Origin of the sequence: Leclercia sp. M50, from assembly GCF_037150775.1 — a bacterium.
GTDB lineage: Bacteria > Pseudomonadota > Gammaproteobacteria > Enterobacterales > Enterobacteriaceae > Enterobacter.
The window spans coordinates 34,635-48,721 of sequence record NZ_JBBCPK010000001.1 but is presented as its reverse complement, the minus strand read 5'-3'; the positions used below and the strand labels follow the sequence as shown (position 1 = coordinate 48,721).

Genomic DNA, 14,087 nt, shown 5'->3' with positions numbered 1-14,087 from the left:
CTGCCGGATAATCAGGTTTTTTTGTTTCTGGGGCATGGAATGAAGATTGCCAAAATACTGAATAACAATGTGGTGGTTGTTCTGGATGAACAGGGGCGTGAGCAGGTGGTGATGGGCCGTGGGCTGGCCTTTCAAAAGCACCCTGGCGACAGTGTCCCGAAAGAGAACATCGAGAAAGTGTTTGCCCTGCAAAGCGACGAGCTGGTGCAGCGGCTGGGGGAGTTACTCAGCCAGATCCCGCTGGAAGTGATGACCACCTGCGACCGCATTATCGGGCTGGCGGCGCAGCGGCTGGGGAAACTGCAGGAGAGTTTGTACATCACCTTAACCGACCACTGCTACTTTGCGATTGAGCGGCAGAAGAAGGGGCTGGCGATCAAAAACGTGCTGCTGTGGGACATTAAGCGGCTCTATCCGAAAGAGTTTGAGCTGGGCCAGCAGGCCCGGGCCATCATCGCCAAACGGCTGGATGTCGAGCTGGGCGAAGATGAAGCCGGGTTTATCGCGCTGCATCTGGTAACTGCCCAGCTGCACAGCGAGATGCCGGAGGTCATGCACGTCACCCGGGTGATGCAGGAGATCCTGCAGCTGGTGAAATACAGCTTACAGCTGGAGTATGACGAGGAGTCGCTCAGCTATCAGCGCTTCGTCACCCATCTGAAGTTCTTCGCCCAGCGGATGCTGACCCGCACCGTAGTGGCGGATGATGATGCCACGCTGCATTCGGCGGTAAAAGAGAACTACGTCAAAGCCTGGGTGTGCGCCGAGAAGATTGCCCGGCATCTGCAAAAGAGTTATCAGCGCGAGCTGACCACAGAAGAGATTATGTTTCTCACCATTCATATTGAGCGCGTGAGAAAAGAGGGGCGCTAAGCCCCCCACAAACGGATTGTTACTGCGTTACGCAGGCAAAACCTGAGCGCGGCGCCCGAAAGGGTGTCGTTCTCGGGTTTTTTTATTTTTACGACTCAGTCAAACCCTGCCTGCGGGCAGTGAAAAAGGAAACAGAGATGGAATATCAAGCACTGGCGAAGGATATTCTCGGCCACGTTGGCGGCAAGGAGAATATTGTCAGCCTGGTTCATTGCGCTACCCGGCTGCGTTTTAAACTGAAAGACGCTCAGCATGCCGATGCCGAAGGGCTGAAGAAAAATCCAGGCGTGATCATGGTGGTTGAAAGCGGCGGCCAGTTCCAGGTGGTGATTGGCAACCACGTCCACGACGTCTGGCAGGCGGTATGCCAGGAGGCGGGGCTGGCTGACGACGCGCCCGCCGCAGAGATTAAAGGCGAAAAAACCAGCCTCGGCGGCCAGCTTATCGACATCGTCTCCGGCATTTTTACCCCCTTTATCGGCGTCCTCGCCGCGTCGGGGATCCTGAAGGGGATCCTGGCGCTGGCGGTGGTGTGCGGCTGGCTGACCACCGACAGCGGCACCTACAAAATCTGGTTTGCTACCAGTGACGCGCTGTTCTTCTTCTTCCCGCTGGTGCTGGGCTACACCGCCGGGAAAAAGTTTGGTGGCAACCCCTTTATCACCATGGTGATTGGCGGGGCGCTGGTGCATCCGACCATGATTCAGGCCTTTGAGGCCAGCCAGCAGGCGGGCGCGGCGGCCAATGCCTTCCTCGCCATTCGGGTGACCTGGTTCAACTACAGCTCGTCGGTCATTCCGATCATTCTCGCCGCCTGGGTCAGCTGCTGGCTGGAGAAGCAGGGCAACAAGTGCCTGCCGTCGGCGATGAAAAATTTCTTCACCCCGCTGATCTGCTTAGGTCTGACGGTGCCGCTGACCTTCCTGGTCATTGGCCCGGTTGCCACCTGGCTCAGCCAGATGCTGGCGAACAGCTATCAGTGGATCTACGTGCTTGCTCCCTGGCTGGCTGGCGCGGCGATGGGCGCGGTCTGGCAGGTCTGCGTCATCTTCGGCCTGCACTGGGGGCTGGTGCCGCTGATGATCAATAACCTCGCCGTGCTGGGTCACGACTCCATGCTGCCAATGTTACTCCCGGCGGTGATGGGCCAGGTGGGGGCCGCGTCTGGCGTCTTCCTGCGAACCCGCGATACACGGCTGAAAATGCTGGCGGGCTCCTCAGTCACGGCGGGGATTTTCGGTATCACCGAGCCGGCGGTTTATGGCGTGAATCTGCCCCTGCGCCGTCCCTTTATCTTTGGCTGCGTGGCGGGGGCGGTCGGCGGCGCGATTGTCGGTTTCGCCGATACCCATGTCTACTCTTTTGGCTTCGGCAATATCTTCACCATCGCACAGATGATCCCGCCGGGCGGGGTGGATGCCACGCTCTGGGGCGGGATTGCGGGTATGGTGGTGGCGCTGGTGCTGAGCTGCGTCCTGACCCTGATTGCCGGCATGCCCGCCAGCCCGGCCACTGCCCCGGTGACGGCGAACGTCGATGAAGGCACGGTGCTCTCGCCGATGCGTGGCACAGTGCTGGCACTGGATCAGGTGCCGGACGCCACTTTTGCCAGCGGCCTGCTCGGTCAGGGCGCGGCGATCATTCCTGCTGATAATAAAGTCATTGCCCCTTTTGCCGGGGAGGTGGCCTCGATATTTGCCACTAAACATGCCATCGGCCTGCTGAGCGACAGCGGCATCGAGGTGCTGATCCACGTCGGGATCGATACCGTGAAGCTCGACGGCAAGCCGTTTACCGCCCACGTGAAGGTGGGTGACAAAATACAGCCTGGCGATCTGCTGCTGGAGTTTGACCGCCAGGCCATCCTCGATGCCGGATACGATCTGGCGACCCCGATTATTATCAGCAACAGCGACGACTACCGTGCTGTCGAGACCGTGGCGGCGACCGCCGTCGAGGCCGGCGCGCCGTTGCTTTGCGTAAGCCATCAATAACAGGAGAACCGAATGAAAACTTTCCCGGACGATTTCTTATGGGGCGGCGCGGTTGCCGCGAATCAGGTAGAAGGCGCTTATCTGGACGATGGCAAAGGATTGTCCACCTCTGACGTACAGCCCCAGGGGGTGTTTGGCCCGGTGGTGGAGCGCGTGGCGGGCGACAGCGGTATCAAAGACGTGGCGATCGATTTCTATCATCGCTACCCGGAGGACATCAGACTGTTTGCCGAAATGGGCTTCAGCTGCCTGCGCGTCTCCATTGCCTGGACGCGTATCTTCCCGAACGGCGATGAACAGCAGCCGAACGAGGCCGGACTGGCTTTCTACGACAAACTGTTTGACGAGCTGGCGGCCCACAACATCACCCCGCTGGTGACCCTTTCGCACTACGAGATGCCGTGGGGGCTGGTGAAGCAGTACGGCGGCTGGGGGAGCCGCCAGACGATCGGGTTCTTCGAGCGTTATGCCCGCACCGTTTTCACTCGCTATCAGCACAAGGTAAAGCTGTGGCTCACCTTTAACGAAATCAATATGTCCCTGCACGCGCCGATGACCGGTGTCGGCCTGCCGGAAACCAGCAGCAAGGCGGAGGTCTATCAGGCGATCCATCATCAGCTGGTGGCGAGCGCGCTGGCGGTAAAAGCCTGCCACGAGATCATCCCGGATGCCAAAATCGGCAACATGCTGCTGGGCGGCCTGGTCTATCCGCTGACCTGCAAGCCGGACGACGTGCAGGAAGCCCTGCAGGAAAACCGCGCCTGGCAGTTCTTCGGCGACGTGCAGTGCCGCGGGGCGTACCCGGGCTATATGCTGCGCTTCTTCCGCGATCACGGCATCACGCTTGACGTCACGGAGGCCGATCGCGAGGCGCTGAAAACGACCATCGACTTTATCTCCTTCAGCTACTACATGACCGGCTGTGTCACTACCGATGAAGAACTGAACCAGCAGGCGCGCGGCAACATCCTCAGCATGGTGCCTAACCCGCATCTGGCAAGCTCGGAGTGGGGCTGGCAGATTGACCCGGTTGGCCTGCGTACCCTGCTGAACGTGCTCTGGGATCGCTATCAGAAGCCGCTGTTTATTGTTGAGAACGGCCTGGGGGCGAAGGACAAGCCGGACGCCGACGGCAGGGTGCAGGATGATTACCGCATCAGCTATCTCAACGACCACCTGGTGCAGGTGCGCGAGGCGATTGACGACGGCGTGGAAGTGATGGGCTACACCAGCTGGGGGCCGATCGATCTGGTGAGTGCTTCCAAAGCGGAGCTCTCAAAACGCTACGGCTTTATCTATGTCGATCGTGACGACAGCGGTGCCGGCACCCTGGCGCGCAGCCGCAAGAAGAGTTTTTACTGGTATCAGGAGGTGATTGCGACCAAAGGCGCTTCGCTGAAAGCCTGATGATTGCAATGGCGCCCGGCACGCCCCGGGCGCCTTTTCCAGGTATGTAAAGGTATGACAAATTGTGGATTGCCACCCATTCCTAAACAAAGGAGGCGAGGTGGGCGTATTTTGCCCCCTTCTTTATTGGGGTGAATAACGTGATGAAACGTTCGACTTTTTATTTCTGCTGCCTGCCTTTATCTCTGCTTCTGGTTGCCTGCGCGCCCGGCCACGATCCCGCTGCCTCGCTTAATCAACAGATCCCCGCTGCGAAAATCGATACCGGCCTGGCTGCCGGCCAGTGGCCTAAAGATAGCTGGTGGGAAGATTTTCACGATCCAGAATTAAATAAGCTGATTACCAAAGCCCTGGCCGATGCGCCGGATATGACCATTGCCCGTCAGCGCATCGCCCTTGCCGAAGCGCAGGCCAAAATGACCATGGCTGCCGATGGCCCGGAGGTTAATTTCTCTGCCGATGCAGAGCGCCAGAAGATGTCAGCCGAAGGGCTAATGGGCCCCTTCGCGATAACCGATCCGGCGGCCGGAACCACCGGCCCCTGGTATACCAACGGCACCTTTGGCCTGACCGCCGGCTGGGATCTGGATCTGTGGGGTAAAAACCGCGCCCAGGTGGAAGCCCGCATCGGGAAGGTCAATGCACAACAGGCGGAGCTGCAGCAGACCCGTCAACTGCTTGCCAGCAGCGTGGCGCGTCTTTACTGGGACTGGCAGACCCAGGCGGCCATCGGGCATCTCTTAACCGCCATCAAACAGGAGCAGCTCAAGATTATCGGTACCGACCGGGAGCTATACCAGCATGGCATTACCTCTTCCGTGGAAGGGGTGGAAACCGACATTAGCGCCAGTAAAACCGATGAGCGACTGGCGGAGGTGAAGGGGAAAATGAAAGCCATCGAGGCACGTCTGGCGGCGCTCACCAACTCCCCGACGGTGAAGCTCACCCCGCATGCCTTGCCCACTGTGGAGAGCAATCTGCCGTCGACCCTCGGCTATGAATTACTGGCTCGCCGCCCTGATTTACAGGAGGCGCACTGGTATATCGAAGCCTCCCTGCATGAGGTGGATGCGGCGAAAGCGGCCTTCTATCCCGACGTGAACCTGATGGCCTTCCTGCAACAGGATGCGCTGCACTTAAGCGATCTGTTCCGCTCCTCGGCGCAGCAGATGGGCGTCACCGCCGGTCTGACCTTGCCAATTTTTGACAGCGGACGCCTGAATGCGAATCTTGATATTGCCCAGGCGCAAAGCAATCTGTCGATTGCTCACTACAACAAAGCGGTGGTGGAGGCGGTCAATCAGGTGACCCGCTGCGCCAGCGACGTTGAAACGCTGATGGCAAAAAATAAACATCAGCAGCGCGTGGAAGCCGATGCCGCCCGGGTCGTGGCCCTGGCGCAGGCGCGTTTCAACGCCGGGATTGTCGCAGGCTCGCGCGTCAGCGAGGCCAGAATCCCAGCCCTGCAGGAACAACTCGCCGGGATTGCGCTGCAGGGGCAATACGTGGATGCCACCCTGCAACTCACCTCTGCGCTCGGCGGCGGCTATCACCACGGGTGAAAAGTGAGAAGTAACTATACTTATCTCTTTGTCTTCTTTTCTGGAGGTGAGTATGGGTTCAACCAATCGTGTGGCTATTGTAACGGCATCAGATTCGGGAATCGGCAAAACCACAGCGCTGATGCTGGCGGAGCGTGGGTTTGATATTGGCGTGACCTGGCACTCGGATGAAGAAGGGGCGATGAAAACCTGTCGCGAGATCGAGGCGCGCGGGCAGCGGGCAGAGGCCATCCATCTGGATCTCAGCCAACTGCCGGACGGGGCGAAAGCCATCGAGACGCTGATTGAACGTTTCGGCCGTCTTGACGTGCTGGTCAATAACGCCGGAGCGATGACCAAAGCGCCGTTTCTTGAGATGGAATATGACCAGTGGCGATCCATTTTTAGCGTCGATGTGGACGGGGCATTTCTCTGTTCGCAGATCGCCGCCCGGCAGATGGTGAAGCAGGGGGAGGGGGGACGTATCGTCAATATCACCTCGGTGCATGAACACACGCCGCTGCCGGAGGCCAGCGCTTACACCTCAGCCAAACACGCCCTCGGCGGCCTGACCAAGTCGATGGCGATGGAGCTGGTTCACCATAACATTCTGGTGAACGCCGTGGCGCCGGGCGCCATTGCCACCCCGATGAATGACATGGACGACAGCGAAGTGAAGCCCGGCTCTATGCCCAACATTCCACTGGCAAGGCCGGGGCATACCAAAGAGATTGCCAGCCTGGTCGCCTGGCTGTGTGACACCGACGCCAGCTACGCCACCGGACAGTCGTTTATCGTCGATGGGGGCTTTATGCTGGGCAATCCGCAGTTTAAACCGGAACAGTAATGCTTAGCTGCGATCCCGGCGTTTAAGCCACCAGCGCACCGCGAAAACCAGCACCAGCACCCCAATCAGCCAGATCCAGTGGCGCAGGTGCTGGTCCAGCGTGTGCAGCCAGGGCTCCAGCACTTCACCACCGACGTAGCCTAAAGTGGTGAAGATCAGCGCCCAGATGATGGCGCCCACAATGTTCAGCGGCAGAAAAATTTTTGGCGGCAGGTGACTGGCCCCAATCAGCAGCGGGCCGATGATGCGGAAACCGTACATAAAGCGGGTGCCGATCACGAAAAGGTAAGGGTGGCGCTGGATCAGCTGCTGGGCGCGGTTGATTTTCTTCTGATGGCGGGAAAAGCGCCGCAGGATCGCCGGGCCAAACCGGACGCCAAGCAGATAGAGTAGCTGATCGCCGATCATGCCCCCCAGCGCTACTGCGGCCACGACCAGGGGAAAACGCAGCAGCCCCTGATGCGCCGCCACGCCACCCAGTAGGGTGATAGTCTCGCCTTCCGCTATGCTGCCAATAACCAACGCGGCATAGCCATACTGTGCAATGAGAGTATTAATGTCCATAGGGGTAAGCGTAGCTGTCCTGAGAAAGTCTGCCTAATCATACACTCCCTCTGTCAATGAACCGACAATGACCATTTCCTTGTGTTGCTCAAAAAATAATCTCAGGCTGCATTATACTTGAGTTATCGCTAGCGGGCCGACAACAAGGGGGCGTTATGAACCATGTCTGGGGACTCTTTTCCCATCCCGATCGTGAAATGCACGTGATCAGAAGCGAAAACGAAACGGTCAGCCATCACTATACCCACCATGTGTTGTTGATGGCCGCCGTACCGGTAATTTGCGCGTTCATTGGTACCACGCAAATTGGCTGGGATTTTGACGACGGCAACATTGTAAAACTTTCGTGGACAACCGGACTGGCGCTGGCCGCGGTCTTTTACGCGCTGATGCTGGCAGGGGTGGCGGTAATGGGGCGGGTGATTTACTGGATGGCGCGTCGCTATCCGCAGCGTCCTTCCCTGGCGCACTGCATGGTGTTTGCCGGTTACGTGGCAACGCCGCTATTTTTAAGCGGGATCGTGGCGCTCTATCCTATTGTCTGGCTCTGCGCGCTGGTGGGCACCCTGGCGCTGTTTTATACCGGTTATCTGCTCTATATCGGTATTCCTACCTTCCTGAATATCAATAAAGAGGAGGGCCGCAGCTTTTCCGGTTCTACGCTCGCCATCGGCGTGCTGTTGCTGGAAGTGTTACTGGCGCTGACGGTTATTCTTTGGGGTTATGGATATCGTCTCTTCTGACGTCACTGCATTGCTGGCGGAATTGCCAGCAATGCAGCATCTGTTCACGATTAACTACTGGTAGCAAGGCATCCGGACGGCTATGATGCCTTAGCCAGCCCGTGTTCTCGCTTCGGCCCGGGCGGCGTACGTTATTACGTGCGTGAATAATTATCCGAAATCTCACCATGCTGAAATTCCGCGTTTCTTTACTGAGTCTTGCTCTGTTGCTGGCTGTGCCAGTGGCGACCCCCGCAATCGCCAACACTGCCGCTGTGGCTACGGCGACACAGCCGGAGATTGCTTCCGGCAGCGCTATGATCGTCGATCTGAATACCAATAAAGTGATCTATTCCAGCCACCCGAATCTGGTGCGCCCGATCGCTTCGATTACCAAATTAATGACCGCGATGGTGGTGCTGGATGCACGGCTGCCGCTGGATGAAAAACTGCGCGTCGACATCAGCCATACGCCAGAGATGAAAGGGATTTATTCCCGCGTGCGTCTGAACAGCGAAATCAGCCGTAAAAATATGCTGCTGCTGGCGTTGATGTCCTCGGAAAACCGCGCCGCGGCAAGCCTGGCCCACCACTATCCGGGCGGCTATGACGCGTTTATCCGCGCCATGAACGCCAAAGCGAAGGCGCTGGGCATGACCCAGACGCGTTTTGTGGAGCCAACCGGTCTGTCGATTCATAACGTCTCGACGGCGCAGGATCTGACGAAGCTGCTGATTGCCACTAAGCAGTATCCGCTGCTCGGCCAGCTCAGCACCACCCGCGAAGAGATGGCCACTTTCTCGCATCCGGCCTATACCCTGCCGTTTCGTAACACCAACCATCTGGTCTACCGCGATAACTGGAATATCCAGCTGACTAAAACCGGCTTTACCAACGCGGCGGGCCACTGTCTGGTGATGCGCACGGTCTTTAATGGCAAGCCGGTAGCGCTGGTGGTGATGGATGCCTTTGGCAAATATACCCACTTTGCCGATGCCAGCCGGCTGCGGACCTGGATTGAAACCGGAAAAGTCACCCCGGTTCCCGCCGCGGCCCTGAGCTACAAAAAGCAAAAAGCCGCCCAGATGGCGACGGCGCAGAACGATTGAATCGCGTTTAATGCCCGGCGGCGCTTCGCTTGCACGGGCCTACGGGTTGTGTAGGCCGGGTAAGCGCAGCGCCACCCGGCAATACCGCGTTGAAATAGATTACTCCGGCAGCTTCCAGTCCCCCTCGTAAAGGGGGCGCTGAAAAATTAGCGTACCGCGCCAGTCCCTTTTTTTGTACCCCCCGCTTCTGGGCTGCCCCGCCACTTCAAAACCGTGCTTTTTATGCAGGCGTAACGACCCGGCGTTGTTTGGCCCGTCGCCCACCACGGCGATCATCTGGCGCCACGGCCCCTCTTCGCTGCGGGCAATCAGGGCGCTCAGCAGCGCGCTGCCAAAGCCGTGTCCAGGCGTGCTGGCCTCGACGTAAATCGACTCTTCAAGGGTATAACGGTAGGCGGGGCGTGCACGATAGTGGGTGGCGTAGCAGTAACCCACCACGATACCCCGATAGAGCGCCACCAGCCACGGCAACCCCTGACTGGTCACCGCGTGTATGCGCTCGCGCATCTCGTCAACGGTAGGAGGCACTTCTTCAAACGATGCGCGTCCGTTCAGAACGTGCCAGGCATAGATGGCGGCAATGGCATGCGCATCCTCAGGCTCGGCATCGCGAACCTGAACGTCAGTTTCGGAGAAAGTTTCAACAGCCGACATAATATGTCCGCTCCTCATCAAAAAAAGCCAGAGAAACGTTTCTCTGGCGACCCGTGGCTACTCTAGTACGATTTATAGGGGCTTAATAGTAGGTCCGTTCGGTCTAACTGGTGTGATCAGTAGCTTGCGAGCCATTACGCACTGTTTCTGACTCCTCTTTCCAGTTTTTATGCTTGGTTGTTTTGCCAATCCCCGGGTTCATACTGTTAGTTGGGTCATTAGCGCGATAAAACTGTTTTAATGAATCCGGTGCTTCGTAAATGTGACCGACATTGTGTTCCGCCGGATATTGCGCGCCGCGCGCCTTCAGCAGGGCCAGCATTTGCGCCTTCAGGGCGTGGGCATCGACCCCTTTTTTAACGATGTAATCCTGGTGGAAGACGTAACACATAAAGTGGCCGTAATAGAGCTTATGCACCAGCTGGCTGTCGATCTCCGGCGGCAGTTTTTCGAACCATTCGGTATCGTTGCGGCGCAGGGCGATATCCAGCGCCAGAATATCCTCTACCTCGTCGGCGTGAACCGCCTGATAGCGGATCGCGGCGCCAGCAGCGGCAAAGCGGTGTAAAAAGGCCTTGCTGCCCTCTTCCGGGGTGCAGGCAAAGAAATCCCCCTCCGCGGTTTTGAAGAATTCGCTCAACCAGCTTTGCGCTTCGGCAATGCCGTCGCCCGCCATTTTCAGCAGCAGATGATGTTCATACTTATCCCGCCAGCTTTTCATCCGCGGCGGCAGGTGTGCCGGGAATGCGCTGCCCAGCTTCTGCATGAAGCGGTCGGTAAAGTTAGGCTTAAACAGCGACACCTTCTCCAGCATCGCATCGGTGCGCCCCTTCATGGTGAAGAAGAAGGGCATCTTGTCGGTGCCGAGCTTGTCGATCATCAGGAAGGTGTCTTTGCCATAGCGTTCGGCGATGTCGTAAATATCCCGGTGCATATACTCGCCGGCGACCGGCAGATGGGTAAACTCCCCGAGAATGTGGCGACGGATAGTGGTCAGCACTTCCGGCTGGTTGGTGCCGATATAGAACACCTGCTGGCGTTTCTCGGCCGGGAAGGTGTCCAGGCGTACGGCAAAGACCGCCAGCTTGCCGGCACAGCCGGAAGATTCAAACAGACGGTCCGGGTCGGCGTTATAGCGCGCCGGGGTGTCGGCATCAATTTCACGTACCCGGCTGATGTAATCATGGTCGTGAGCGTGGCGCCCGTCATGCAGGACATCGCTATCTTTAACGCGGTCATCATCCAGTTTGCTGAGGATCTGCTCCGGCGTGACCCCTAAATCGATACCCAGATGGTTCACCAGCGTCAGCTTGCCCTGCTCATCGATGCGGGCGAACAGCGACATTTCGGTATAGGCCGGGCCGCGCTGCACCAGCGAGCCGCCGGAGTTATTGCAGATCCCGCCGATCACCGAGGCGCCAATACAGGAGGAGCCAATCACCGAATGCGGCTCCCGGCCCAGCGGCTTGAGCGCCTTTTCCAGGGAGTAGAGCGTGGTGCCCGGGTAGGCCAGCACCTGCTCGCCCTTATCCAGCAGATGCAGCTTATCGAGGCGCAGGGTGCTGATGATGACAATGTCGCGATCGTAATCATTGCCGTTCGGCGTGGAGCCTTCGGTCAGGCCGGTATTGGCCGCCTGCATCAGAATGATTTTGTCTGCCGCGACGCAGGCATTAAGTACCCGCCACAGCTCCAGCAGCGTGCCCGGGAACACCACCGCCAGCGCGTCCCCTTGGCCGGAGCGAAAGCCCTTGCGGTAGCGGGCGGTTTTTGCGGCGTCGGTAAGCAGGTGCGCCTGGCCTACCAGACGTGACAACTCGTTAATGAAGCTGGTGTTATCGTGCAGTTGTACAGAAGACATCATCCACCCCTTGTGGTTATTCAAATGCGTCGTCGAAAATCATAGCGCGATTAATGTTTAAGCGAACGACTATTCACCAGAAAAATCAGAGAATAAACCCTGCAACGTTCAGAGGGTTTATGGCACACTGCGCTTTTCGTACGGTCTGGCCGCGACTATCCGGCGGTTATTGATGAGAGAGTAAACGAAATGAAATGGCTCTGTTCTGTAGGTGTGGCTGTAAGTCTGGCGCTGCAACCCGCGCTGGCTGACGACCTGTTTGGCAATCATCCGCTCACGCCGGAAGCCCGGGACGCATTTGTAACCGACCTGCTTACTAAGATGTCGGTTGATGAGAAAATCGGCCAGCTGCGCCTCATCAGCGTCGGGCCGGATAATCCGAAAGAAGCCATTCGCGAGATGATTAAAAACGGGCAGGTAGGGGCGATTTTCAACACCGTCACCCGCCAGGATATCCGTAAAATGCAGGATCAGGTGATGGAACTCAGCCACCTGAAAATCCCGTTATTCTTCGCCTATGACGTGGTTCACGGCCAGCGTACCGTCTTCCCGATCAGCCTCGGCCTGGCCTCCTCCTTTAACCTCGAGGCGGTGAAAACCGTGGGCCGCGTGTCGGCATACGAAGCAGCGGACGACGGCCTGAACATGACCTGGGCGCCGATGGTGGACGTCTCCCGCGATCCGCGCTGGGGCCGCGCCTCGGAAGGCTTCGGGGAGGATACTTATCTCACCGCGACGATGGGTAAAACCATGGTAGAAGCGATGCAGGGCAAAAGCCCGGCAGATCGCTACTCGGTGATGACCAGCGTCAAACACTTCGCCGCCTATGGCGCCGTGGAGGGCGGCAAAGAGTACAACACCGTCGACATGAGCCCGCAGCGCCTGTTTAACGACTATATGCCGCCGTACAAAGCGGGTCTGGATGCCGGCAGCGGCGCGGTAATGGTGGCCCTGAACTCCCTGAACGGGACGCCGGCTACCTCCGACAGCTGGTTGCTGAAAGAGGTTCTGCGCGACAAGTGGGGCTTTAAGGGCATCACCGTCTCCGATCACGGGGCGATCAAGGAGCTGATCAAGCACGGCACGGCGGCGGATCCGGAAGATGCGGTGCGGGTAGCGCTGAAATCCGGCATCAACATGAGCATGAGCGATGAGTACTACAGCAAGTACCTGCCGGGTCTGGTGAAGAGCGGTAAGGTCACCATGGCGGAGCTGGATGACGCCACGCGCCATGTTCTGAACGTCAAATATGATATGGGGCTGTTTAACGATCCGTACAGCCACCTGGGGCCAAAAGAGTCTGACCCGGTAGACACCAACGCTGAAAGCCGCCTGCACCGCAAAGAGGCGCGTGAAGTGGCGCGTGAGAGCCTGGTGCTGCTGAAAAACCGTCTCGAGACCCTGCCGCTGGCGAAATCTGGCACCGTGGCGGTGGTGGGCCCGCTGGCCGACAGCAAACGCGATGTGATGGGCAGCTGGTCTGCGGCAGGCGTGGCGGATCAGTCCGTCACGGTGCTGACGGGCATTAAAGACGCGCTGGGCGACAAAGGCAAAGTGATTTACGCCAAAGGGGCCAATGTCACCAACGATAAAGACATCGTCACCTTCCTCAACCAGTATGAAGAGGCCGTGAAGGTCGATCCGCGCTCCGCCCAGGAGATGATTGACGAAGCGGTGAATGCTGCGAAGCAGTCTGATGTGGTCGTGGCCGTCGTGGGTGAAGCTCAGGGGATGGCGCATGAAGCCTCGAGCCGTACCGATATCACCCTGCCGCAAAGCCAACGCGATCTGATTGCCGCGCTGAAAGCCACCGGCAAGCCGCTGGTGCTGGTGCTGATGAACGGCCGTCCGCTGGCGCTGGTGAAAGAAGATCAGCAGGCTGACGCGATTCTGGAAACCTGGTTCGCCGGTACCGAGGGCGGTAACGCCATTGCCGACGTGCTGTTTGGTGACTACAACCCGTCGGGTAAACTGCCGATGTCCTTCCCGCGCTCGGTGGGGCAGATCCCGGTCTATTACAGCCACCTGAATACCGGCCGTCCTTACAACGCCGACAAGCCGAACAAGTACACCTCGCGCTACTTTGACGAAGCCAATGGCCCGCTCTATCCGTTTGGTTATGGCCTGAGCTACACCACCTTTAAGGTTTCTGAGGTGAAAATGTCGGCCCCGACCATGAAGGCGGACGGCACGGTGACCGCCAGCGTGGATGTCACTAACACCGGCAAACGTGAAGGGGAGACGGTGGTTCAGATGTACGTTCAGGATATTACCGCCTCCATGAGCCGCCCGGTGAAACAGCTGCGTGGCTTTGAGAAGGTCAACCTGAAACCGGGTGAAACGAAGACCATCAGCTTCCCGATCGACGTGGATGCGCTGAAGTTCTGGAATCAGCAGATGAAATATGACGCTGAGCCAGGCAAGTTCAACGTCTTTATCGGTACGGATTCTGCCCGCGTAAACAAGGGTGAGTTCGAGCTGCTGTAAAAATAGCCCGGCGCTGCCGGGCAATATC

At 58.2% G+C, this 14,087-nt stretch carries 11 protein-coding genes; 8 read left to right on the top strand and 3 right to left on the bottom strand.

Annotation, left to right across the window (positions count from 1 at the left end; translation table 11 throughout):
• Positions 1-39: 39 nt before the first annotated feature.
• From licT to WFM46_RS00190, 5 genes are all read left to right on the top strand, one after another.
• A complete protein-coding gene (gene licT / locus WFM46_RS00210; protein WP_336996865.1) occupies positions 40-873 on the top strand; it encodes a BglG family transcription antiterminator LicT in 834 nt (277 codons plus the stop codon).
• A 137-nt stretch (positions 874-1,010) separates the two neighbouring features.
• Positions 1,011-2,867, top strand: a complete 1,857-nt coding sequence (gene bglF / locus WFM46_RS00205; RefSeq protein ID WP_336996864.1) for a PTS beta-glucoside transporter subunit IIABC — start codon at positions 1,011-1,013, stop codon at positions 2,865-2,867.
• A gap of 12 nt (positions 2,868-2,879) precedes the next feature.
• Positions 2,880-4,274 (top strand): glycoside hydrolase family 1 protein, encoded by a 1,395-nt coding sequence (locus WFM46_RS00200; RefSeq protein ID WP_336996863.1) that lies wholly within the window; start codon positions 2,880-2,882, stop codon positions 4,272-4,274.
• 143 nt (positions 4,275-4,417) lie between these two features.
• Complete coding sequence (gene mdtQ, locus WFM46_RS00195) at positions 4,418-5,836, top strand: multidrug resistance outer membrane protein MdtQ (RefSeq protein WP_336996862.1); 1,419 nt, start codon at positions 4,418-4,420, stop codon at positions 5,834-5,836.
• 52 nt (positions 5,837-5,888) lie between these two features.
• The gene (locus tag WFM46_RS00190) at positions 5,889-6,662 is read left to right on the top strand and encodes an SDR family oxidoreductase (protein WP_103180306.1); all 774 of its coding nucleotides are present in this window, start codon (positions 5,889-5,891) and stop codon (positions 6,660-6,662) included.
• A gap of 3 nt (positions 6,663-6,665) precedes the next feature.
• On the opposite strand, the gene WFM46_RS00185 is transcribed toward WFM46_RS00190, so the two are convergent.
• Positions 6,666-7,226 (bottom strand): DedA family protein, encoded by a 561-nt coding sequence (locus tag WFM46_RS00185; protein ID WP_336996861.1) that lies wholly within the window; start codon positions 7,224-7,226, stop codon positions 6,666-6,668.
• A 155-nt stretch (positions 7,227-7,381) separates the two neighbouring features.
• Here WFM46_RS00185 and WFM46_RS00180 point away from each other — a divergent pair, with 155 nt between their 5' ends.
• Together WFM46_RS00180 and pbpG are read left to right on the top strand one after the other, a co-directional pair.
• Positions 7,382-7,969, top strand: a complete 588-nt coding sequence (locus WFM46_RS00180; protein ID WP_103180303.1) for a Yip1 family protein — start codon at positions 7,382-7,384, stop codon at positions 7,967-7,969.
• Between the two features lie 167 nt (positions 7,970-8,136).
• A complete protein-coding gene (pbpG, locus tag WFM46_RS00175; protein WP_103180301.1) occupies positions 8,137-9,057 on the top strand; it encodes a D-alanyl-D-alanine endopeptidase in 921 nt (306 codons plus the stop codon).
• Between the two features lie 99 nt (positions 9,058-9,156).
• On the opposite strand, the gene WFM46_RS00170 is transcribed toward pbpG, so the two are convergent.
• Positions 9,157-9,711: a GNAT family N-acetyltransferase gene (locus WFM46_RS00170; RefSeq protein WP_336996860.1), complete on the bottom strand. Its 555-nt coding sequence runs from the start codon at positions 9,709-9,711 to the stop codon at positions 9,157-9,159.
• 103 nt (positions 9,712-9,814) lie between these two features.
• On the bottom strand, positions 9,815-11,572 hold the full coding sequence (gene dld / locus WFM46_RS00165; RefSeq protein WP_103180298.1) for a D-lactate dehydrogenase: 1,758 nt from the start codon (positions 11,570-11,572) through the stop codon (positions 9,815-9,817).
• A gap of 189 nt (positions 11,573-11,761) precedes the next feature.
• On the opposite strand from dld, the gene bglX reads away from it, so the two are divergent.
• The gene (gene bglX, locus WFM46_RS00160) at positions 11,762-14,059 is read left to right on the top strand and encodes a beta-glucosidase BglX (RefSeq protein ID WP_156654890.1); all 2,298 of its coding nucleotides are present in this window, start codon (positions 11,762-11,764) and stop codon (positions 14,057-14,059) included.
• Positions 14,060-14,087 lie beyond the last annotated feature (28 nt).